19 protein-coding genes and 2 pseudogenes are annotated in these 21010 nt (G+C 52.1%); 16 read left to right on the top strand and 5 right to left on the bottom strand.

Going from position 1 to position 21010, the window contains the following annotated elements:
- The coding region (locus tag BFF42_RS21900) for an integrase core domain-containing protein (RefSeq protein ID WP_000318964.1) at positions 1–286 on the top strand (286 nt) is incomplete at its 5' end.
- A gap of 9 nt (positions 287–295) precedes the next feature.
- Here BFF42_RS21900 and tssD read toward each other — a convergent pair.
- Together tssD and BFF42_RS21910 are read right to left on the bottom strand one after the other, a co-directional pair.
- A pseudogene (gene tssD / locus BFF42_RS21905) lies at positions 296–606 on the bottom strand (type VI secretion system tube protein TssD); the annotation flags it as partial.
- 393 nt (positions 607–999) lie between these two features.
- Complete coding sequence (locus BFF42_RS21910; protein ID WP_012421434.1) at positions 1000–1812, bottom strand: dienelactone hydrolase family protein; 813 nt, start codon at positions 1810–1812, stop codon at positions 1000–1002.
- 261 nt (positions 1813–2073) lie between these two features.
- Here BFF42_RS21910 and udp point away from each other — a divergent pair, with 261 nt between their 5' ends.
- The 9 genes and pseudogenes from udp to tatD all read left to right on the top strand — a co-directional run bounded on the left by udp (position 2074) and on the right by tatD (position 9979).
- A complete protein-coding gene (gene udp, locus BFF42_RS21915) occupies positions 2074–2835 on the top strand; it encodes a uridine phosphorylase (protein WP_000045180.1) in 762 nt (253 codons plus the stop codon).
- A 140-nt stretch (positions 2836–2975) separates the two neighbouring features.
- Positions 2976–4402: pseudogene (gene rmuC / locus BFF42_RS21920) on the top strand (DNA recombination protein RmuC).
- Positions 4403–4496: 94 nt separating this feature from the next.
- Positions 4497–5252, top strand: coding sequence for a bifunctional demethylmenaquinone methyltransferase/2-methoxy-6-polyprenyl-1,4-benzoquinol methylase UbiE (gene ubiE / locus BFF42_RS21925; RefSeq protein WP_000227958.1), 756 nt, complete (start codon positions 4497–4499; stop codon positions 5250–5252).
- A gap of 13 nt (positions 5253–5265) precedes the next feature.
- A complete protein-coding gene (gene ubiJ, locus BFF42_RS21930) occupies positions 5266–5871 on the top strand; it encodes a ubiquinone biosynthesis protein UbiJ (protein ID WP_001295259.1) in 606 nt (201 codons plus the stop codon).
- Positions 5868–7508 (top strand): ubiquinone biosynthesis regulatory protein kinase UbiB, encoded by a 1641-nt coding sequence (gene ubiB / locus BFF42_RS21935; protein WP_000187530.1) that lies wholly within the window; start codon positions 5868–5870, stop codon positions 7506–7508. The genes ubiJ and ubiB overlap by 4 nt, the downstream gene beginning before the upstream one ends.
- A gap of 79 nt (positions 7509–7587) precedes the next feature.
- Entirely contained in the window at positions 7588–7857 is a 270-nt protein-coding gene (tatA, locus tag BFF42_RS21940) for a Sec-independent protein translocase subunit TatA (protein WP_001295260.1), read from the top strand.
- A gap of 3 nt (positions 7858–7860) precedes the next feature.
- On the top strand, positions 7861–8376 hold the full coding sequence (gene tatB / locus BFF42_RS21945) for a Sec-independent protein translocase protein TatB (protein WP_000459584.1): 516 nt from the start codon (positions 7861–7863) through the stop codon (positions 8374–8376).
- 2 nt (positions 8377–8378) lie between these two features.
- Complete coding sequence (tatC, locus tag BFF42_RS21950) at positions 8379–9155, top strand: Sec-independent protein translocase subunit TatC (protein WP_000109943.1); 777 nt, start codon at positions 8379–8381, stop codon at positions 9153–9155.
- Between the two features lie 41 nt (positions 9156–9196).
- Complete coding sequence (tatD, locus tag BFF42_RS21955; RefSeq protein WP_005025416.1) at positions 9197–9979, top strand: 3'-5' ssDNA/RNA exonuclease TatD; 783 nt, start codon at positions 9197–9199, stop codon at positions 9977–9979.
- Here tatD and rfaH read toward each other — a convergent pair.
- Positions 9976–10464, bottom strand: a complete 489-nt coding sequence (gene rfaH / locus BFF42_RS21960; RefSeq protein WP_001192396.1) for a transcription/translation regulatory transformer protein RfaH — start codon at positions 10462–10464, stop codon at positions 9976–9978. The genes tatD and rfaH overlap by 4 nt on opposite strands.
- Positions 10465–10630: 166 nt before the next feature.
- Here rfaH and ubiD point away from each other — a divergent pair, with 166 nt between their 5' ends.
- Complete coding sequence (gene ubiD / locus BFF42_RS21965) at positions 10631–12124, top strand: 4-hydroxy-3-polyprenylbenzoate decarboxylase (protein WP_000339817.1); 1494 nt, start codon at positions 10631–10633, stop codon at positions 12122–12124.
- Between the two features lie 45 nt (positions 12125–12169).
- Positions 12170–12871 carry an NAD(P)H-flavin reductase gene (gene fre / locus BFF42_RS21970; RefSeq protein ID WP_005009165.1) on the top strand — a complete coding sequence of 234 codons (702 nt, stop codon included), beginning with the start codon at positions 12170–12172 and terminating at the stop codon, positions 12869–12871.
- 191 nt (positions 12872–13062) lie between these two features.
- On the opposite strand, the gene fadA is transcribed toward fre, so the two are convergent.
- The gene (gene fadA, locus BFF42_RS21975; RefSeq protein ID WP_039060450.1) at positions 13063–14226 is read right to left on the bottom strand and encodes an acetyl-CoA C-acyltransferase FadA; all 1164 of its coding nucleotides are present in this window, start codon (positions 14224–14226) and stop codon (positions 13063–13065) included.
- Between the two features lie 9 nt (positions 14227–14235).
- Positions 14236–16425: a fatty acid oxidation complex subunit alpha FadB gene (gene fadB / locus BFF42_RS21980; protein ID WP_000965943.1), complete on the bottom strand. Its 2190-nt coding sequence runs from the start codon at positions 16423–16425 to the stop codon at positions 14236–14238.
- 189 nt (positions 16426–16614) lie between these two features.
- Between fadB and pepQ the strand changes: the two genes are divergently transcribed.
- Genes pepQ through hemG form a run of 4 tightly spaced genes read left to right on the top strand, consistent with a single transcriptional unit; the run spans position 16615 to position 20607 of the window.
- Entirely contained in the window at positions 16615–17946 is a 1332-nt protein-coding gene (gene pepQ / locus BFF42_RS21985; protein WP_000444570.1) for a Xaa-Pro dipeptidase, read from the top strand.
- On the top strand, positions 17946–18560 hold the full coding sequence (locus BFF42_RS21990) for an IMPACT family protein (protein WP_001296979.1): 615 nt from the start codon (positions 17946–17948) through the stop codon (positions 18558–18560). The genes pepQ and BFF42_RS21990 overlap by 1 nt, the downstream gene beginning before the upstream one ends.
- Before the next feature lie 38 nt (positions 18561–18598).
- Positions 18599–20050 carry a Trk system potassium transporter TrkH gene (trkH, locus tag BFF42_RS21995; RefSeq protein WP_000545677.1) on the top strand — a complete coding sequence of 484 codons (1452 nt, stop codon included), beginning with the start codon at positions 18599–18601 and terminating at the stop codon, positions 20048–20050.
- Between the two features lie 11 nt (positions 20051–20061).
- Complete coding sequence (hemG, locus tag BFF42_RS22000) at positions 20062–20607, top strand: menaquinone-dependent protoporphyrinogen IX dehydrogenase (RefSeq protein ID WP_000853976.1); 546 nt, start codon at positions 20062–20064, stop codon at positions 20605–20607.
- Positions 20608–21010 lie beyond the last annotated feature (403 nt).

The following is a 21010-nucleotide window of genomic DNA, read 5'->3' on the forward strand; positions in this document are numbered from 1 at the left end:
AACACGCCAGTTCGCCCGGATGTTGGGACTTGAACCGAAGAACACGGCGGTGCGGAGTCCGGAGAGTAACGGAATAGCAGAGAGCTTCGTGAAAACGATAAAGCGTGACTACATCAGTATCATGCCCAAACCAGACGGGTTAACGGCAGCAAAGAACCTTGCAGAGGCGTTCGAGCATTATAACGAATGGCATCCGCATAGTGCGCTGGGTTATCGCTCGCCACGGGAATATCTGCGGCAGCGGGCTTGTAATGGGTTAAGTGATAACAGATGTCTGGAAATATAGGGGCAAATCCAAGAGCGCGCCGCGGAGTTGAATGTTGTAATATTTCTCCCATCGACCAAATCTATTGATCCGATAGAAGTCAAACGCCATGAACAACTGCTCGTTATTGTTAATAGCGTTAATAAGAATTTACAGAAACTAAGGCCATGCAATTGTGACCCTTTGCCTGCATTCGTAATACTATTAGAGAGCGAGAACGCGAAGATTTCATCTTCATGGCCAATCTGCCAGCGATTACCTATTGATGCGCTCGTTCCACAAAGAGAGGAAATACATCCTTGTTGTTCTCCGGTTATGGTCAAGTAAATAATATCACTCATCCTTAAAAAACCTTTTGTTAATTCTTTTGTGAAAGAGAAATAGTATTGTTGTTTTTTTTACCTTTATTTACGCCTAAAAGTGATGAACTAAAATGTGAAAAACAAAATGTTTCACTTTAATATCTTTTTATCAGGAAGGTCTGAGATGATTTATAATTAATGTGAATGTGTTGATAATAATTAATGTTTGTTTGTGAATGGGAGTAGATGGTAAATCTCTAAGGTGTCTTCCATTGAAGAGACTCATTTATGACTATGACTTGCCGACTTTCTTAAGGTCAAATAGCGGAGTCGTAATCTCCAATCAATTCATACTGATTATTTTTTGGGGGACAGAGATGGCAGCAAAACGCACTCGTTCACTCACCATCTCAAATATAGACTAAGAGGAAACTAACTCCGCTTCCCACCATACTGCTTAAACCATTCCAGCATACGCTGCCAGCCATCTTTCGCAGATTCGGCATGATAGCTCGGGCGATAATCAGCGTTGAATGCATGCCCGGCGTCCGGGTACACGATAATCTCTGCTTTCGCATTAGCAGCCCGCAGCGCCTGGCGCATGGTTTCAACGCTCTCCTGCGGAATGCTGTTATCCTGACCACCATATAAGCCGAGAATCGGCGCGTTAAGATCGGTTGCGATATCAACAGGTTGTTTCGGTGAATTCAGCGACTTGTCGCCCGTCAGTTTGCCGTACCACGCCACTGCGGCTTTTAGCTGTGGATTATGCGCGGCATACAGCCAGGTGATACGTCCACCCCAGCTGAATCCGGTGATCATTAAACGATGAACATCGCCGCCGTTGCGGGAAGCCCAACTGGCGACATGATCGAGATCGGCCAGCACCTGCGAGTCAGGCACTTTTGCTACCAGACCGCTAAGCAACGTGGGGATATCGGCAAAATCATTCGGATCGCCTTCGCGGAAGTAAAGTTCAGGTGCGATAGCCAGATACTCCTCCAGCGCCAGACGGCGACAAATGTCGCGGATATGTTCATGCACGCCAAAAATTTCCTGCACTACAATGACCACTGGCAGTGGGCCATCGCTTTGCTTTGGTCTGGCATGGTAAGCAGGCATGTTATCCCCTTGTGAAGGGATAGAGGTGAAGCCCGCCACAATCGCGTCGTCCGGGGTCTGAACGATGGTCGAAGCGAGAGGCGATGCAGCAGGTGCAAATCCAGATTGTTGTGTTGTTGCCATGGTATTCTCCGTACCCTTATAAAAATGTTGCGCAATGTTAACTATAGTCAGCATGCAACAAATCACATTGCCTGAATCGGCTCATCTTTTATGCAGTCCTGCAGAATGAAGAGTGATTTATGTGATTTGCATCACTTTTGGTGGGTAAATTTATGCAACGCATTTGCGTCATGGTGATGAGTATCACGAAAAAATGTTAAACCCTTCGGTAAAGTGTCTTTTTGCTTCTTCTGACTAAACCGATTCACAGAGGAGTTGTATATGTCCAAGTCTGATGTTTTTCATCTCGGCCTCACTAAAAACGATTTACAAGGGGCTACGCTTGCCATCGTCCCTGGCGACCCGGATCGTGTGGAAAAGATCGCCGCGCTGATGGATAAGCCGGTTAAGCTGGCATCTCACCGCGAATTCACCACCTGGCGTGCAGAGCTGGATGGTAAACCTGTTATCGTCTGCTCTACCGGTATCGGCGGCCCGTCTACCTCTATTGCTGTTGAAGAGCTGGCACAGCTGGGCATTCGCACCTTCCTGCGTATCGGTACAACGGGCGCTATTCAGCCGCATATTAATGTGGGTGATGTCCTGGTTACCACGGCGTCTGTCCGTCTGGATGGCGCGAGCCTGCACTTCGCACCGCTGGAATTCCCGGCTGTCGCTGATTTCGAATGTACGACTGCGCTGGTTGAAGCTGCGAAATCCATTGGCGCGACAACTCACGTTGGCGTGACAGCTTCTTCTGATACCTTCTACCCAGGCCAGGAACGTTACGATACTTACTCTGGTCGCGTAGTTCGTCACTTTAAAGGTTCTATGGAAGAGTGGCAGGCGATGGGCGTAATGAACTATGAAATGGAATCTGCAACCCTGCTGACCATGTGTGCAAGTCAGGGCCTGCGTGCCGGTATGGTAGCGGGTGTTATCGTTAACCGCACCCAGCAAGAGATCCCGAATGCTGAGACGATGAAACAAACTGAAAGCCAAGCGGTGAAAATCGTGGTGGAAGCGGCGCGTCGTCTGCTGTAATTCTCTTCTCCTGTCTGAAGGCCGACGCGTTCGGCCTTTTGTATTTTTGCGTAGCGCCTCGCAGGAAATGCCTTTCCAACTGGACGTTTGTACAGCACAATTCTATTTTGTGCGGGTAAGTTGTTGCGTCAGGAGGCGTTGTGGATTTCTCAATCATGGTTTACGCAGTTATTGCGTTGGTGGGTGTGGCAATTGGCTGGCTGTTTGCCAGTTATCAACATGCGCAGCAAAAAGCCGAGCAATTAGCTGAACGTGAAGAGATGGTCGCGGAGTTAAGCGCGGCAAAACAACAAATTACCCAAAGCGAGCACTGGCGTGCAGAGTGCGAGTTACTCAATAACGAAGTGCGCAGCCTGCAAAGTATTAACACCTCTCTGGAGGCCGATCTGCGTGAAGTAACCACGCGGATGGAAGCCGCACAGCAACATGCTGACGATAAAATTCGCCAGATGATTAACAGCGAGCAGCGCCTCAGTGAGCAGTTTGAAAACCTCGCCAACCGTATTTTTGAGCACAGCAATTGCCGGGTTGATGAGCAAAACCGTCAGAGTCTGAACAGCCTGTTGTCGCCGCTACGTGAACAACTGGACGGTTTCCGCCGTCAGGTTCAGGACAGCTTCGGTAAAGAAGCACAAGAACGCCATACCCTGACCCACGAAATTCGCAATCTCCAGCAACTCAACGCGCAAATGGCCCAGGAAGCGATCAACCTGACGCGCGCGCTGAAAGGCGACAATAAAACCCAGGGCAACTGGGGCGAGGTAGTATTGACGCGGGTGCTGGAGGCTTCCGGTCTGCGTGAAGGGTATGAATATGAAACCCAGGTCAGCATCGAAAATGACGCCCGCTCGCGGATGCAGCCGGATGTCATCGTGCGGCTGCCGCAGGGAAAAGATGTGGTGATCGACGCCAAAATGACGCTGGTCGCCTATGAACGCTATTTTAACGCCGAAGACGACTACACCCGCGAAAGCGCGCTACAGGAACATATCGCGTCGGTGCGTAACCATATCCGTTTGCTGGGACGCAAAGATTATCAACAGCTGCCGGGGCTGCGAACTCTGGATTACGTGCTGATGTTTATTCCCGTTGAACCCGCTTTTTTACTGGCGCTTGACCGCCAGCCGGAGCTGATCACCGAAGCGTTGAAAAACAATATCATGCTGGTTAGCCCGACTACGCTGCAGGTGCGTTGCGTACTATTGCCAACCTGTGGCGTTATGAGCATCAAAGCCGCAACGCCCAGCAAATCGCCGATCGTGCCAGCAAGCTGTACGACAAGATGCGTTTGTTCATCGATGACATGTCCGCGATTGGTCAAAGTCTCGACAAAGCGCAGGATAACTACCGCCAGGCAATGAAAAAACTCTCTTCAGGTCGCGGAAATGTGCTGGCGCAGGCAGAAGCGTTTCGCGGTTTAGGAGTAGAAATTAAACGCGAGATTAATCCGGATTTGGCTGAACAGGCGGTGAGCCAGGATGAAGAGTATCGACTTCGGTCGGTTCCGGAGCAGCCGAATGATGAAGCTTATCAACGCGATGATGAATATAATCAGCAGTCGCGCTAGCCCATTAGGGGTAGTTAAGCCGGGTAGAAATCTAGGGTATCGACGCCCAATCTGTTACACTTCTGGAACAATTTTTTGATGAGCAGGCATTGAGATGGTGGATAAGTCACAAGAAACGACGCACTTTGGTTTTCAGACCGTCGCGAAGGAACAAAAAGCGGATATGGTCGCCCACGTTTTCCATTCCGTGGCATCAAAATACGATGTCATGAATGATTTGATGTCATTTGGTATTCATCGTTTGTGGAAGCGATTCACGATTGATTGCAGCGGCGTACGCCGTGGGCAGACCGTGCTGGATCTGGCTGGTGGCACCGGCGACCTGACAGCGAAATTCTCCCGCCTGGTCGGAGAAACTGGCAAAGTGGTCCTTGCTGATATCAATGAATCCATGCTCAAAATGGGACGCGAGAAGCTGCGTAATATCGGTGTGATTGGCAACGTTGAGTATGTTCAGGCGAACGCTGAGGCGCTGCCGTTCCCGGATAACACCTTTGATTGCATCACCATTTCGTTTGGTCTGCGTAACGTCACCGACAAAGATAAAGCACTGCGTTCAATGTATCGCGTGCTGAAACCCGGCGGCCGCCTGCTGGTGCTTGAGTTCTCGAAGCCAATTATCGAGCCGCTGAGCAAAGCCTATGATGCATACTCCTTCCATGTGCTGCCGCGTATTGGCTCACTGGTCGCGAACGACGCCGACAGCTACCGTTATCTGGCAGAATCCATCCGTATGCATCCCGATCAGGATACCCTGAAAGCCATGATGCAGGATGCCGGATTCGAAAGTGTCGACTACTACAATCTGACGGCAGGGGTTGTGGCGCTGCATCGTGGTTATAAGTTCTGACAGGAGACCGGAAATGCCTTTTAAACCTTTAGTGACGGCAGGAATTGAAAGTCTGCTCAACACCTTCCTGTATCGCTCACCCGCGCTGAAAACAGCCCGCTCGCGTCTGCTGGGTAAAGTATTGCGCGTGGAGGTAAAAGGCTTTTCGACGTCATTGATTCTGGTGTTCAGCGAACGCCAGGTTGATGTACTGGGCGAATGGGCAGGCGATGCTGACTGCACCGTTATCGCCTACGCCAGTGTGTTGCCGAAACTTCGCGATCGCCAGCAGCTTACCGCACTGATTCGCAGTGGTGAGCTGGAAGTGCAGGGCGATATTCAGGTGGTGCAAAACTTCGTTGCGCTGGCAGATCTGGCAGAGTTCGACCCTGCGGAACTGCTGGCCCCTTATACCGGTGATATCGCCGCTGAAGGAATCAGCAAAGCCATGCGCGGAGGCGCAAAGTTCCTGCATCACGGCATTAAGCGCCAGCAACGTTATGTGGCGGAAGCCATTACTGAAGAGTGGCGTATGGCACCCGGTCCGCTTGAAGTGGCCTGGTTTGCGGAAGAGACGGCTGCCGTCGAGCGTGCTGTTGATGCCCTGACCAAACGGCTGGAAAAACTGGAGGCTAAATGACGCCAGGTGAAGTACGGCGCCTATATTTCATCATTCGCACTTTTTTAAGCTACGGACTTGATGAACTGATCCCCAAAATGCGTATCACCCTGCCGCTACGGCTATGGCGATACTCATTATTCTGGATGCCAAATCGGCATAAAGACAAACTTTTAGGTGAGCGACTACGACTGGCCCTGCAAGAACTGGGGCCGGTTTGGATCAAGTTCGGGCAAATGTTATCAACCCGCCGCGATCTTTTTCCACCGCATATTGCCGATCAGCTGGCGTTATTGCAGGACAAAGTTGCTCCGTTTGATGGCAAGCTGGCGAAGCAGCAGATTGAAGCTGCAATGGGCGGCTTGCCGGTAGAAGCGTGGTTTGACGATTTTGAAATCAAGCCGCTGGCTTCTGCTTCTATCGCCCAGGTTCATACCGCGCGATTGAAATCGAATGGTAAAGAGGTGGTGATTAAAGTCATCCGCCCGGATATTTTGCCGGTCATTAAAGCGGATCTGAAACTTATCTACCGTCTGGCTCGCTGGGTGCCGCGTTTGCTGCCGGATGGTCGCCGTCTGCGCCCAACCGAAGTGGTGCGCGAGTACGAAAAGACCTTGATTGATGAACTGAATTTGCTGCGGGAATCTGCCAACGCCATTCAGCTTCGGCGCAATTTTGAAGACAGCCCGATGCTCTACATCCCGGAAGTTTACCCTGACTATTGTAGTGAAGGGATGATGGTGATGGAGCGCATTTACGGCATTCCGGTGTCTGATGTTGCGGCGCTGGAGAAAAACGGCACTAACATGAAATTGCTGGCGGAACGCGGCGTGCAGGTGTTCTTCACTCAGGTCTTTCGCGACAGCTTTTTCCATGCCGATATGCACCCTGGCAACATCTTCGTAAGCTATGAACACCCGGAAAACCCGAAATATATCGGCATTGATTGCGGGATTGTTGGCTCGCTAAACAAAGAAGATAAACGCTATCTGGCAGAAAACTTTATCGCCTTCTTTAATCGCGACTATCGCAAAGTGGCAGAGCTACACGTCGATTCAGGCTGGGTGCCACCAGATACCAACGTTGAAGAGTTCGAATTTGCCATTCGTACGGTCTGTGAACCTATCTTTGAGAAACCGCTGGCCGAAATTTCGTTTGGACATGTACTGTTAAATCTGTTTAATACGGCGCGTCGCTTCAATATGGAAGTGCAGCCGCAACTGGTGTTACTCCAGAAAACCCTGCTCTATGTCGAAGGGGTAGGACGCCAGCTTTATCCGCAGCTCGATTTATGGAAAACAGCGAAGCCTTTCCTGGAGTCGTGGATTAAAGATCAGGTCGGTATTCCTGCGCTGGTGAGAGCATTTAAAGAAAAAGCGCCGTTCTGGGTCGAAAAAATGCCAGAACTGCCTGAATTGGTTTACGACAGTTTGCGCCAGGGCAAGTATTTACAGCACAGTGTTGATAAGATTGCCCGCGAGCTTCAGTCAAATCATGTACGTCAGGGACAATCGCGTTATTTTCTCGGAATTGGCGCTACGTTAGTATTAAGTGGCACATTCTTGTTGGTCAGCCGACCTGAGTGGGGGCTGATGCCCGGCTGGTTAATGGCAGGTGGTCTGATCGCCTGGTTTGTCGGTTGGCGCAAAACACGCTGATTTTTTCATCGCTCAAGGCGGGGCCGTGTAACGTATAATGCGGCTTTGTTTAATCATCATCTACCACAGAGGAACATGTATGGGTGGTATCAGTATTTGGCAGTTATTGATTATTGCCGTCATCGTTGTACTGCTTTTTGGCACCAAAAAGCTCGGCTCCATCGGTTCCGATCTTGGTGCGTCGATCAAAGGCTTTAAAAAAGCAATGAGCGATGATGAACCAAAGCAGGATAAAACCAGTCAGGATGCTGATTTTACTGCGAAAACTATCGCCGATAAGCAGGCGGATACGAATCAGGAACAGGCTAAAACAGAAGACGCGAAGCGCCACGATAAAGAGCAGGTGTAATCCGTGTTTGATATCGGTTTTAGCGAACTGCTATTGGTGTTCATCATCGGCCTCGTCGTTCTGGGGCCGCAACGACTGCCTGTGGCGGTAAAAACGGTAGCGGGCTGGATTCGCGCGTTGCGTTCACTGGCGACAACGGTGCAGAACGAACTGATCCAGGAGTTAAAACTCCAGGAGTTTCAGGACAGTCTGAAAAAGGTTGAAAAGGCGAGCCTCACTAACCTGACGCCCGAACTGAAAGCGTCGATGGATGAACTACGCCAGGCCGCGGAGTCGATGAAGCGTTCCTACGTTGCAAACGATCCAGAAAAGGCGAGCGATGAAGCGCACACCATCCATAACCCGGTGGTGAAAGATAATGAAGCTGCGCATGAGGGCGTAACGCCTGCCGCTGCACAAACGCAGGCCAGTTCGCCGGAACAGAAGCCAGAAACCACGCCAGAGCCGGTGGTAAAACCTGCTGCGGACGCTGAACCGAAAACCGCTGCACCTTCCCCTTCGTCGAGTGATAAACCGTAAACATGTCTGTAGAAGATACTCAACCGCTTATCACGCATCTAATTGAGCTGCGTAAGCGTCTGCTGAACTGCATTATCGCGGTGATCGTGATATTCCTGTGTCTGGTCTATTTCGCCAATGACATCTATCACCTGGTATCCGCGCCATTGATCAAGCAGTTGCCGCAAGGTTCAACGATGATCGCCACTGACGTGGCCTCGCCGTTCTTTACGCCGATCAAGCTGACCTTTATGGTGTCGCTGATTCTGTCAGCGCCGGTGATTCTCTATCAGGTGTGGGCATTTATCGCCCCAGCGCTGTATAAGCATGAACGTCGCCTGGTGGTGCCGCTGCTGGTTTCCAGCTCTCTGCTGTTTTATATCGGCATGGCATTCGCCTACTTTGTGGTCTTTCCGCTGGCATTTGGCTTCCTTGCCAATACCGCGCCGGAAGGGGTGCAGGTATCCACCGACATCGCCAGCTATTTAAGCTTCGTTATGGCGCTGTTTATGGCGTTTGGTGTCTCCTTTGAAGTGCCGGTGGCAATTGTGCTGCTGTGCTGGATGGGGATTACCTCGCCAGAAGACTTACGCAAAAAACGCCCGTATGTGCTGGTTGGTGCATTCGTTGTCGGGATGTTGCTGACGCCGCCGGATGTCTTCTCGCAAACGCTATTGGCGATCCCGATGTACTGTCTGTTTGAAATCGGTGTCTTCTTCTCACGCTTTTACGTTGGTAAAGGGCGAAATCGGGAAGAGGAAAACGACGCTGAAGCAGAAAGCGAAAAAACTGAAGAATAAATTCAACCGCCCGTCAGGGCGGTTGTCATATGGAGTACAGGATGTTTGATATCGGCGTTAATTTGACCAGTTCGCAATTTGCGAAAGACCGTGATGATGTTGTAGCGCGCGCTTTTGACGCGGGAGTTAATGGGCTACTCATCACCGGCACTAACCTGCGTGAAAGCCAGCAGGCGCAAAAGCTGGCGCGTCAGTATTCGTCCTGTTGGTCAACGGCGGGCGTACATCCTCACGACAGCAGCCAGTGGCAAGCTGCGACTGAAGAAGCGATTATTGAGCTGGCCGCGCAGCCAGAAGTGGTGGCGATTGGTGAATGTGGTCTCGACTTTAACCGCAACTTTTCGACGCCGGAAGAGCAGGAACGCGCTTTTGTTGCTCAGCTACGCATTGCCGCAGAATTAAACATGCCGGTATTTATGCACTGTCGCGATGCCCACGAGCGGTTTATGACATTGCTGGAGCCGTGGCTGGATAAACTGCCTGGTGCGGTTCTTCATTGCTTTACCGGCACACGCGAAGAGATGCAGGCGTGCGTGGCGCGTGGAATTTATATCGGCATTACCGGTTGGGTTTGCGATGAACGACGCGGGCTGGAGCTGCGGGAATTGTTGCCGTTGATTCCGGCGGAGAAATTGCTGATCGAAACTGATGCGCCGTATCTGCTCCCGCGCGATTTCACGCCAAAGCCATCATCCCGGCGCAACGAGCCAGCCCATCTGCACCATATTTTGCAACGTATTGCGCACTGGCGTGGAGAAGATGCCGCATGGCTGGCTGCCACCACGGATGCCAATGTCAAAACACTGTTTGGGATTGCGTTTTAGAGTTTGCGGAACTCGGTGTTCTTCACACTGTGCTTAATCTCTTTATTAATAAGATTAAGCAATAGCATGGAGCGAGCCTCACCATCGGGTTCGGTGAAAATGGCCTGAAAGCCTTCGAACGCGCCTTCGGTAATAATCACCTTATCACCCGGATAAGGGGTTGCCGGATCGACAATGTCTTTCGGTTTATATACCGATAGCTGATGAATCACCGCCGATGGGACTATCGCTGGCGACGCGCCAAAGCGCACGAAGTGGCTGACACCGCGGGTCGCGTTGATAGTCGTGGTATGAATCACTTCTGGATCAAATTCGACAAACAGGTAGTTGGGAAACAATGGCTCACTGACTGCAGTACGTTTTCCACGCACGATTTTTTCCAGGGTGATCATCGGTGCCAGGCAATTCACAGCCTGTCTTTCGAGGTGTTCCTGGGCACGTTGAAGTTGCCCGCGCTTGCAGTACAGTAAATACCAGGATTGCATAATGACTCTTATCCGTTTAATCGGGGCGCAAGGATAGCAAAAGCTTTACGCTAAGTTAATTATATTCCCCGGTTTGCGTTATACCGTCAGAGTTCACGCTAATTTAACAAATTTACAGCATCGCAAAGATGAACGCCGTATAATGGGCGTAGATTAAGAGGCTACAATGGACGCCATGAAATATAACGATTTACGCGACTTCTTGACGCTGCTTGAACAGCAGGGTGAGCTAAAACGTATCACGCTCCCGGTGGATCCGCATCTGGAAATCACTGAAATTGCTGACCGCACTTTGCGTGCCGGTGGGCCTGCGCTGTTGTTCGAAAACCCTAAAGGCTACTCAATGCCGGTGCTGTGCAACCTGTTCGGTACGCCAAAGCGCGTGGCGATGGGCATGGGACAGGAAGATGTTTCGGCGCTGCGTGAAGTTGGTAAATTATTGGCGTTTCTGAAAGAGCCGGAGCCGCCAAAAGGTTTCCGCGACCTGTTTGATAAACTGCCGCAGTTTAAGCAAGTATTGAACATGCCGACAAAGCGGCTGCGTGGTGTGCCCTGCCAACAAAAAATCGTCTCTGGCGATGACGTCGATCTCAATCGCATTCCCATTATGACCTGCTGGCCGGAAGATGCCGCACCGCTGATTACCTGGGGGCTGACAGTGACGCGCGGCCCGCATAAAGAGCGGCAGAATCTGGGCATTTATCGCCAGCAGCTGATTGGTAAAAACAAACTGATTATGCGCTGGCTGTCGCATCGCGGCGGCGCGCTGGATTATCAGGAGTGGTGTGCGGCGCATCCGGGCGAACGTTTCCCGGTTTCTGTGGCGCTGGGTGCCGATCCCGCCACGATTCTCGGTGCAGTCACCCCCGTTCCGGATACACTTTCAGAGTATGCGTTTGCCGGATTGCTGCGCGGTACCAAGACCGAAGTGGTGAAGTGTATCTCCAATGACCTTGAAGTGCCCGCCAGTGCGGAGATTGTGCTGGAAGGGTATATCGAACAAGGCGAAACTGCGCCGGAAGGGCCGTATGGCGACCACACCGGTTACTATAACGAAGTCGATAGTTTCCCGGTATTTACCGTGACGCATATTACCCAGCGTGAAGATGCGATTTACCATTCCACCTATACCGGGCGTCCGCCAGATGAGCCCGCGGTACTGGGCGTGGCGTTGAACGAAGTGTTTGTACCGATTCTGCAAAAACAGTTCCCGGAAATTGTCGATTTTTACCTGCCGCCGGAAGGCTGTTCTTATCGTCTGGCGGTAGTGACGATCAAAAAACAGTACGCCGGACACGCGAAGCGCGTCATGATGGGCGTCTGGTCGTTCTTACGCCAGTTTATGTACACTAAATTTGTGATCGTTTGCGATGATGACGTCAACGCACGCGACTGGAACGATGTGATTTGGGCGATTACCACCCGTATGGACCCGGCGCGGGATACTGTTCTGGTAGAAAATACGCCTATTGATTATCTGGATTTTGCCTCGCCTGTCTCCGGGCTGGGTTCAAAAATGGGGCTGGATGCCACGAATAAATGGCCGGGGGAAACCCAGCGTGAATGGGGACGTCCCATCAAAAAAGATCCAGATGTTGTCGCGCATATTGACGCCATCTGGGATGAACTGGCTATTTTTAACAACGGTAAAAGCGCCTGATGCGCGTTTGTTTTGCCCTATTTATCGATCCGACAGAGAAAGCGCATGACAACCTTAAGCTGTAAAGTGACCTCGGTAGAAGCTATCACGGATACCGTATATCGTGTCCGCATCGTGCCAGACGCGGCCTTTTCTTTTCGTGCTGGTCAGTATTTGATGGTAGTGATGGATGAGCGCGACAAACGTCCGTTTTCAATGGCTTCGACGCCGGATGAAAAAGGGTTTATAGAGCTGCATATTGGCGCTTCTGAAATCAACCTTTACGCGAAAGCAGTCATGGACCGCATCCTCAAAGATTATCAAATCGTGGTCGATATTCCCTACGGAGAAGCGTGGCTGCGCGATGATGAAGAGCGTCCGATGATTTTGATTGCGGGCGGCACCGGGTTCTCCTATGCGCGCTCGATTTTATTGACGGCGTTGGCGCGTAATCCCAATCGCGATATCACCATTTACTGGGGTGGGCGTGAGGAGCAACATCTTTATGATCTCTCCGAGCTTGAGGCGCTTTCGCTGAAGCATCCTGGCCTGCGTGTGGTGCCGGTGGTTGAACAACCGGAAGCGGGCTGGCGTGGGCGTACTGGCACCGTGTTAACGGCGGTCTTGCAGGATCATGGTACGCTGGCAGAGCATGATATCTATATTGCCGGACGTTTTGAGATGGCGAAAATTGCTCGTGACCTGTTTTGCAGTGAGCGTAATGCGCGGGAAGATCGTCTGTTTGGCGATGCGTTTGCATTTATCTGAGATATAAAAAAACCCGCCCCTGACAGGCGGGAAGAACGGCAACTAAAACTTTATTCAGTGGCATTTAGATCTATGTCGCATCCGGCAATCGGTGCACGATGCCTGATGCGACGCTGGCGCGTCTTATCAGGCCTACATTGGTGCAGGATCGGTAGACCGGATAAGGCGTTCACGCCGCATCCGGCAAGTGGTTAAACCCGCTCAAACACCGTCGCAATACCCTGACCCAGACCGATACACATCGTCGCCAGACCAAACTGAACGTCTTTGCGTTCCATCAGATTCAGCAGCGTGGTGCTGATACGCGCACCGGAACAGCCCAGCGGATGACCCAGCGCGATCGCACCACCATTGAGGTTGATCTTCTCGTCAATCTGCTCCATTAGCCCGAGATCTTTAATGCACGGCAGGATCTGCGCGGCAAAGGCTTCGTTCATCTCAAACACGCCGATATCGCTGGCAGAAAGCCCCGCTTTTTTCAGCGCCAGCTTCGAGGCCGGAACCGGGCCGTAACCCATAATCGATGGGTCACAACCAACGACCGCCATCGAACGCACACGAGCGCGCGGCTTAAGACCTAATTCATGGGCGCGGCTTTCACTCATCACCAGCATGGCAGCTGCGCCATCGGAAAGTGCAGAAGATGTGCCCGCCGTTACCGTACCGTTTACTGGATCAAACGCCGGACGCAGCGTGGCGAGGGCTTCCACGGTAGTTTCCGGTCGAATCACCTCGTCGTAATTAAACTGCTTCAGGACGCCGTCGGCATCGTGACCACCGGTCGGGATGATTTCATTTTTAAATGCGCCCGACTGCGTGGCGGCCCAGGCGCGGGCGTGTGACCGCGCGGCAAAGGCATCCTGCATTTCACGGCTGATACCGTGCATACGCGCCAGCATTTCTGCCGTTAAGCCCATCATGCCCGCCGCTTTGGCGACATTGCGGCTCAGGCCGGGGTGAAAATCGACGCCGTGACTCATTGGCACATGGCCCATATGCTCCACGCCGCCAACCAGACATGCCTGCGCATCGCCAGTCATGATCATTCGTGCTGCGTCATGCAGTGCCTGCATGGATGAACCACACAAGCGATTGACGGTAACCGCCGGGACAGAGTGCGGCACTTCTGCCAGCAGCGCCGCGTTACGGGCGATATTAAAACCCTGCTCCAGCGTCTGCTGCACACAACCCCAGTAAATATCGTCGAGGGCCGCCGCTTCCAGCGCCGGGTTACGCGCCAGCAGGCTACGCATTAAATAAGCGGAGAGATCTTCTGCACGCACGTTACGAAAAGCACCGCCCTTCGAACGGCCCATCGGGGTGCGAATTGCATCGACAATGACAACCTGTTCCATTGTGACTCCTTAAGCCGTTTTCAGGTCGCCAACCGGACGGGCTGGCTCAACCGGAGGATAGTACGGTTCGTTATGACGCGCTTTATTACGCAGACCTTCCGGCACTTCATACAGCGGGCCGAGGTGCTGATATTGCTGTGCCATATCGAGGTATTTTGCGCTACCGAGGGTGTCCAGCCAGCGGAACGCGCCGCCGTGGAACGGAGGGAAGCCCAGGCCGTAGACCAGCGCCATATCCGCTTCCGCCGGAGTGGCGATAATGCCCTCTTCCAGACAGCGGACCACTTCGTTGACCATCGGGATCATCATGCGGGCGATAATCTCTTCTTCGCTGAAATCGCGCTTCGGCTGGCTCACTTCTGCCAGCAGGTCTTCAACGGCGGCGTCTTCTTCTTTCTTCGGCTTACCTTTGCTGTCTTCTTTATAACGCCAGAAACCGAGGCCGTTCTTCTGACCAAAGCGGTTGGCATCAAACAGCGCGTCGATGGCATCGCGGTAATCTTTCTGCATCCGCTGCGGGAAGCCTGCTGCCATGACAGCCTGAGCGTGATGCGCGGTATCAATGCCCACGACATCCAGCAGATATGCCGGACCCATAGGCCAGCCAAACTGTTTTTCCATCACTTTGTCGATCTTGCGGAAATCTGCGCCGTCGCGCAGCAGCTGGCTGAAACCGGCGAAATACGGGAACAGCACGCGGTTAACAAAGAAGCCGGGGCAGTCGTTAACCACAATCGGCGTCTTGCCCATCTTGCTCGCCCAGGCGACAACTTTCGCGATGGTTTCGTCGGAGCTTTTCTCGCCGCGAATAATTTCTACCAACGGCATCCGGTGTACCGGGTTAAAAAAGTGCATTCCGCAGAAGTTTTCCGGGCGTTCCAGCGCGTTGGCCAGTTCGCTGATAGGAATGGTTGAAGTGTTAGACGCCAGCACGGTATCCGGGCGTACTTTTTGTTCGGTTTCTGCCAGTACGGCTTTTTTCACTTTCGGGTTTTCGACAACCGCTTCTACCACAACATCCACGCGGTCAAACCCGGCGTAGTCGAGCGTTGGGTGGATCGTGGAGATCACGCCAGCCAGTTTCAGACCATCGATCTTGCCGCGTTCAAGCTGCTTGTTCAGCAGTTTCGCGGCTTCGGTCATGCCGAGGGTTAACGACTTGTCGTTGATATCTTTCATGACAACCGGTACGCCTTTCCACGCAGACTGGTAAGCAATGCCGCCACCCATGATGCCTGCGCCCAGTACAGCGGCCTGTTTCGGTGTTTCAACGTCTTTGGTGAGTTTCTTCGCTTTGCCTTTTACATATTGATCGTTAAGGAAAATGCCGACCAGTGCGCGGGCTTCGTTGGTGTGCGCCAGCGGGACAAAGCTTTTGTTTTCCAGATTTAATGCTTCTTCACGACCAAAACGGGCCGCAGCTTCAATGGTTTTTACTGCGGTGATGGGCGCCGGATAATGTTTCCCCGCCGTTTGTGCGACCATCCCTTTAGCGATGGTGAAGCTCATGGTGGCTTCAATCTTGCTCAGTTTTAGTGGTTCCAGCTTCGGCTGACGTTTTGCTTTCCAGTCGAGGTCGCCGTTAATGGCCTGGCGTAAAACCGCCTTTGCGCCTTCAACCAGTTTTTCTGCTTTGACTACGCCATCCACCAGACCGATTTTCAGCGCCTGATCCGCGCCGACATCTTTACCGGCGGCAATGATTTCCAGCGCACTGTCAGCGCCCAGCATACGTGGCATACGTACAGAACCGCCAAAGCCCGGCATGATGCCCAGTTTGGTTTCCGGCAGACCGATGCGCAGATCCGGCGTCGCCAGACGATAATCGGTCGCCAGCACGCATTCGCAGCCACCACCCAGCGCATAGCCGTTGACGGCAGCAATGGTCGGCACCGGCAGATCTTCCAGGCGATTAAACACGCTATTGGCAAAGTGCAGCCACTGACTTAACTGTTCTTCAGGAACGAGGAACAGGGACAAAAATTCGGTGATATCAGCACCGACGATAAAGGCTGCTTTGTTCGAACGCAGCAGCAGCCCTTTTAGATCTGATTGCTGTTCCAGCACGCCGATGGCCTCGCCGAGGCTGGCGACGGTCGCAGTGTCGAGTTTATTAACTGAACCTGGGGCATCAAATACCAGTTCGGCAATGCCATCTTCCAGCCAGTCAAGGTACAGGGTGTCGCCTTTGTAAAGCATGTCAGTCTCCTGAATCCGCAAGGTGATCTGGTCGTACCAGATGCATCGAAGTGTGTATTTTGTGTTAAAAATATGCAAATAAAAGATTAAAGAAATGCCGATCTGATCACGCTCGGCAGAAATCACGCTCTGGATGAACGATGTGCTAAGATGCGGAGACTTAAGGTCAAAAAAACAGAAGGGTAAAAAATGGAATCACTGGCCTCGCTCTATAAAAATCATATAGCTACCTTACAAGAACGGACTCGCGATGCGCTGGCGCGCTTCAAGCTGGATGCATTACTTATTCACTCCGGCGAGCTGTTCAACGTTTTTCTCGACGATCATCCCTATCCGTTTAAAGTGAACCCGCAATTCAAAGCGTGGGTGCCGGTAACTCAGGTGCCAAACTGCTGGTTGCTGGTGGATGGCGTGAACAAGCCGAAACTGTGGTTCTATCTGCCGGTTGATTACTGGCACAACGTCGAACCGCTGCCGACCTCCTTCTGGACTGAAGATGTGGAAGTGATCGCACTGCCGAAAGCCGATGGCATTGGTAGCCTGCTGCCCGCTGCACGCGGCAATATCGGTTATATCGGTCCGGTGCCGGAACGTGCGCTGCAACTGGGTATTGAGGCCAGCAACATCAACCCGAAAGGGGTGATCGACTACCTGCATTACTACCGCTCCTTCAAAACCGAGTACGAACTGGCCTGTATGCGTGAAGCGCAGAAAATGGCGGTCAACGGTCATCGTGCGGCAGAAGAAGCGTTCCGTTCTGGCATGAGCGAGTTCGATATCAACATCGCCTATCTGACCGCGACCGGTCATCGTGATACCGACGTACCTTACAGCAACATTGTGGCGCTTAACGAACACGCTTCGGTGCTGCATTACACCAAACTGGATCATCAGGCACCGGAAGAGATGCGCAGCTTCCTGCTGGATGCCGGGGCCGAATATAACGGCTATGCGGCTGACCTGACTCGTACCTGGTCGGCAAAAAGCGACAACGACTACGCACAGCTGGTGAAAGACGTAAATGATGAACAACTTGCGCTGATCGCCACCATGAAAGCTGGCGTCAGCTATGTGGATTACCACCTCCAGTTCCATCAGCGCATTGCCAAATTGCTGCGTAAACATCAAATCATCACCGATATGAGTGAAGAAGCGATGGTCGAAAACGATCTCACCGGACCGTTTATGCCGCACGGTATCGGCCATCCGCTGGGCCTGCAGGTGCATGACGTAGCCGGTTTTATGCAGGATGATAGCGGTACACACCTCGCGGCACCGGCAAAATATCCGTACCTGCGCTGCACCCGTATTCTCCAGCCGGGCATGGTGTTAACCATCGAACCGGGTATCTACTTCATCGAATCGCTACTGGCACCGTGGCGTGAAGGGCAGTTCAGCAAGCACTTCAACTGGCAGAAAATTGAAGCACTGAAACCGTTCAGCGGCATTCGTATCGAAGACAACGTGGTGATCCACGAAAATAACGTGGAAAACATGACCCGGGATCTGAAACTGGCGTGATGGAAAGCTGGTTAATTCCTGCGGCACCGGTCACGGTCGTTGAAGAGATCAAAAAGAGCCGCTTCATAACGATGTTGGCGCATACCGATGGCGTTGAGGCGGCGAAAGCGTTTGTTGAATCGGTGCGGGCAGAACACCCCGATGCCCGCCACCATTGCGTGGCGTGGGTGGCGGGTGCGCCGGATGATTCTCAACAGCTGGGTTTCTCTGACGACGGGGAGCCGGCGGGAACGGCAGGTAAACCGATGCTCGCCCAGCTAATGGGCAGCGGCGTCGGGGAAATTACCGCTGTGGTAGTGCGCTACTACGGCGGCATATTGCTTGGCACCGGTGGGTTAGTGAAAGCGTATGGCGGCGGCGTGAATCAGGCGCTGCGCCAGCTAACGACCCAACGCAAGACGCCATTAACCGAATATACTTTGCAATGTGAATATAGTCAGTTAACCGGCATTGAAGCGTTGCTGGGGCAGTGTGACGGCAAAATTATCAACAGTGATTATCAGGCATTCGTTCTGCTGCGGGTGGCGCTTCCGGCGGCGAAAGTGGCTGAATTTTCCGCAAAGCTGGCGGATTTTAGCCGTGGTTCATTGCAATTGTTAGCGATTGAAGAATAATCCCCACTTCGTTTTGCAGAACTAAGGAAGCGGCAGAGATGCATTTTCGCGCCATTACCCGAATCGTTGGACTACTGGTCATCTTATTTTCAGGGACCATGATTATCCCTGGGCTGGTAGCACTCATCTACCGGGATGGAGCGGGCCGCGCTTTTACCCAGACCTTTTTTGTCGCCCTCGCCATTGGCTCTATGCTGTGGTGGCCGAACCGCAAAGAGAAGGGCGAACTGAAATCCCGTGAGGGGTTTCTGATAGTGGTGCTGTTTTGGACCGTGCTGGGTAGTGTCGGTGCGCTCCCTTTTATCTTCTCGGAAAGCCCGAACCTCACGATTACCGATGCGTTTTTTGAATCTTTCTCTGGCCTGACCACCACCGGGGCCACTACGCTGGTGGGGCTGGATTCGCTCCCTCATGCCATCCTCTTTTATCGCCAGATGCTGCAATGGTTTGGCGGGATGGGGATCATCGTGTTAGCGGTTGCGATACTGCCTATCCTCGGCGTGGGTGGGATGCAGCTCTATCGCGCAGAAATGCCCGGCCCGCTGAAAGATAACAAAATGCGCCCGCGAATTGCGGAAACGGCGAAAACCCTGTGGTTGATTTATGTCTTGCTGACCGTCGCCTGTGCGCTGGCGTTGTGGTTTGCCGGAATGGATGCCTTTGATGCCATCGGCCATAGCTTTGCGACTATCGCTATTGGCGGCTTCTCGACACATGATGCCAGTATCGGTTATTTCGACAGTCCGACTATTAACACTATCATTGCTATCTTCCTGCTGATCTCCGGTTGTAACTACGGTCTGCACTTTTCACTGTTAAGTGGGCGTAGTCTGAAGGTTTATTGGCGCGATCCGGAATTTCGCATGTTTATCGGCGTACAGTTTACGCTGGTGGTTATTTGTACACTCGTACTGTGGTTTCATAATGTCTACAGTTCGGCGCTGATGACAATTAACCAGGCGTTTTTCCAGGTGGTATCGATGGCGACAACCGCCGGGTTTACGACTGACAGCATTGCCCGCTGGCCGCTCTTTTTGCCGGTACTGCTTTTATGTTCAGCTTTTATCGGCGGTTGCGCCGGGTCAACGGGCGGTGGCCTGAAAGTGATCCGCATCCTGCTGCTGTTTAAGCAGGGGAACCGTGAGCTGAAACGACTGGTGCATCCGAACGCCGTCTATAGCATTAAGCTGGGGAATCGCGCACTGCCGGAACGTATCCTCGAAGCCGTTTGGGGATTTTTCTCCGCCTATGCATTGGTGTTTATTGTCAGTATGCTGGCGATTATCGCCACGGGCGTGGATGATTTTTCTGCCTTTGCCTCAGTTGTTGCGACATTGAATAACCTGGGGCCAGGGCTTGGCGTGGTTGCTGATAACTTTACCAGTATGAACCCGGTGGCTAAATGGATCCTGATTGCCAACATGCTGTTTGGTCGTCTCGAGGTCTTTACATTGCTGGTGCTCTTTACCCCGACTTTCTGGCGTGAATGATGGAGTAATACGTGAAAACATTAATTCTTTTCTCAACAAGGGACGGACAAACGCGCGAGATTGCCTCCTACCTGGCTTCGGAACTGAAAGAACTGGGGATCCAGACGGATGTCGCCAATGTGCACCGCATTGAAGAACCACAATGGAAAAACTATGACCGTGTGGTCATTGGTGCTTCTATTCGCTATGGTCACTACCACTCTGCGTTCCAGGAATTTGTCAAAAAACATGCGACGCGACTGAATTCGATGCCGAGCGCCTTTTATTCCGTAAACCTGGTGGCGCGCAAACCGGAGAAGCGTACTCCACAGACCAACAGCTACGCGCGCAAGTTTCTGATGAGTTCACAATGGCGTCCCGATCGCTGCGCGGTCATTGCCGGGGCGCTGCGTTACCCACGTTATCGCTGGTACGACCGTTTTATGATTAAGCTGATTATGAAGATGTCAGGCGGTGAAACGGATACGCGCAAAGAAGTTGTCTATACCGATTGGGAGCAGGTGGCGAATTTCGCCCGAGAAATCGCCCAGTTAACCAACAAACCGACGCTGAAATAAGCATAAAGAATAAAAAATGCGCGGTCAGAAAGTTATTTTAAATTTCCTCTTGTCAGGCCGGAATAACTCCCTATAATGCGCCACCACTGACACGGAATAACGGCAAACACGCCGCCGGGTCAGCGGGGTTCTCCTGAGAATCTCAACAGAGAAAAGCAAAAAAATGCTTGACTCTGTAGCGGGAAAGCGTATTATGCACACCCCGCATCGCTGAGAAAAAGCGAAGCGGCACTGCTCTTTAACAATTTATCAGACAATCTGTGTGGGCACTCGAAGATACGGATTCTTAACGTCGCAAGACGAAAAATGAATACCAAGTCTCAAGAGTGAACACGTAATTCATTACGAAGTTTAATTCTTTGAGCATCAAACTTTTAAATTGAAGAGTTTGATCATGGCTCAG

The organism is Shigella sp. FC1661 (genome assembly GCF_001712525.1).
Lineage (GTDB): Bacteria > Pseudomonadota > Gammaproteobacteria > Enterobacterales > Enterobacteriaceae > Escherichia > Escherichia coli.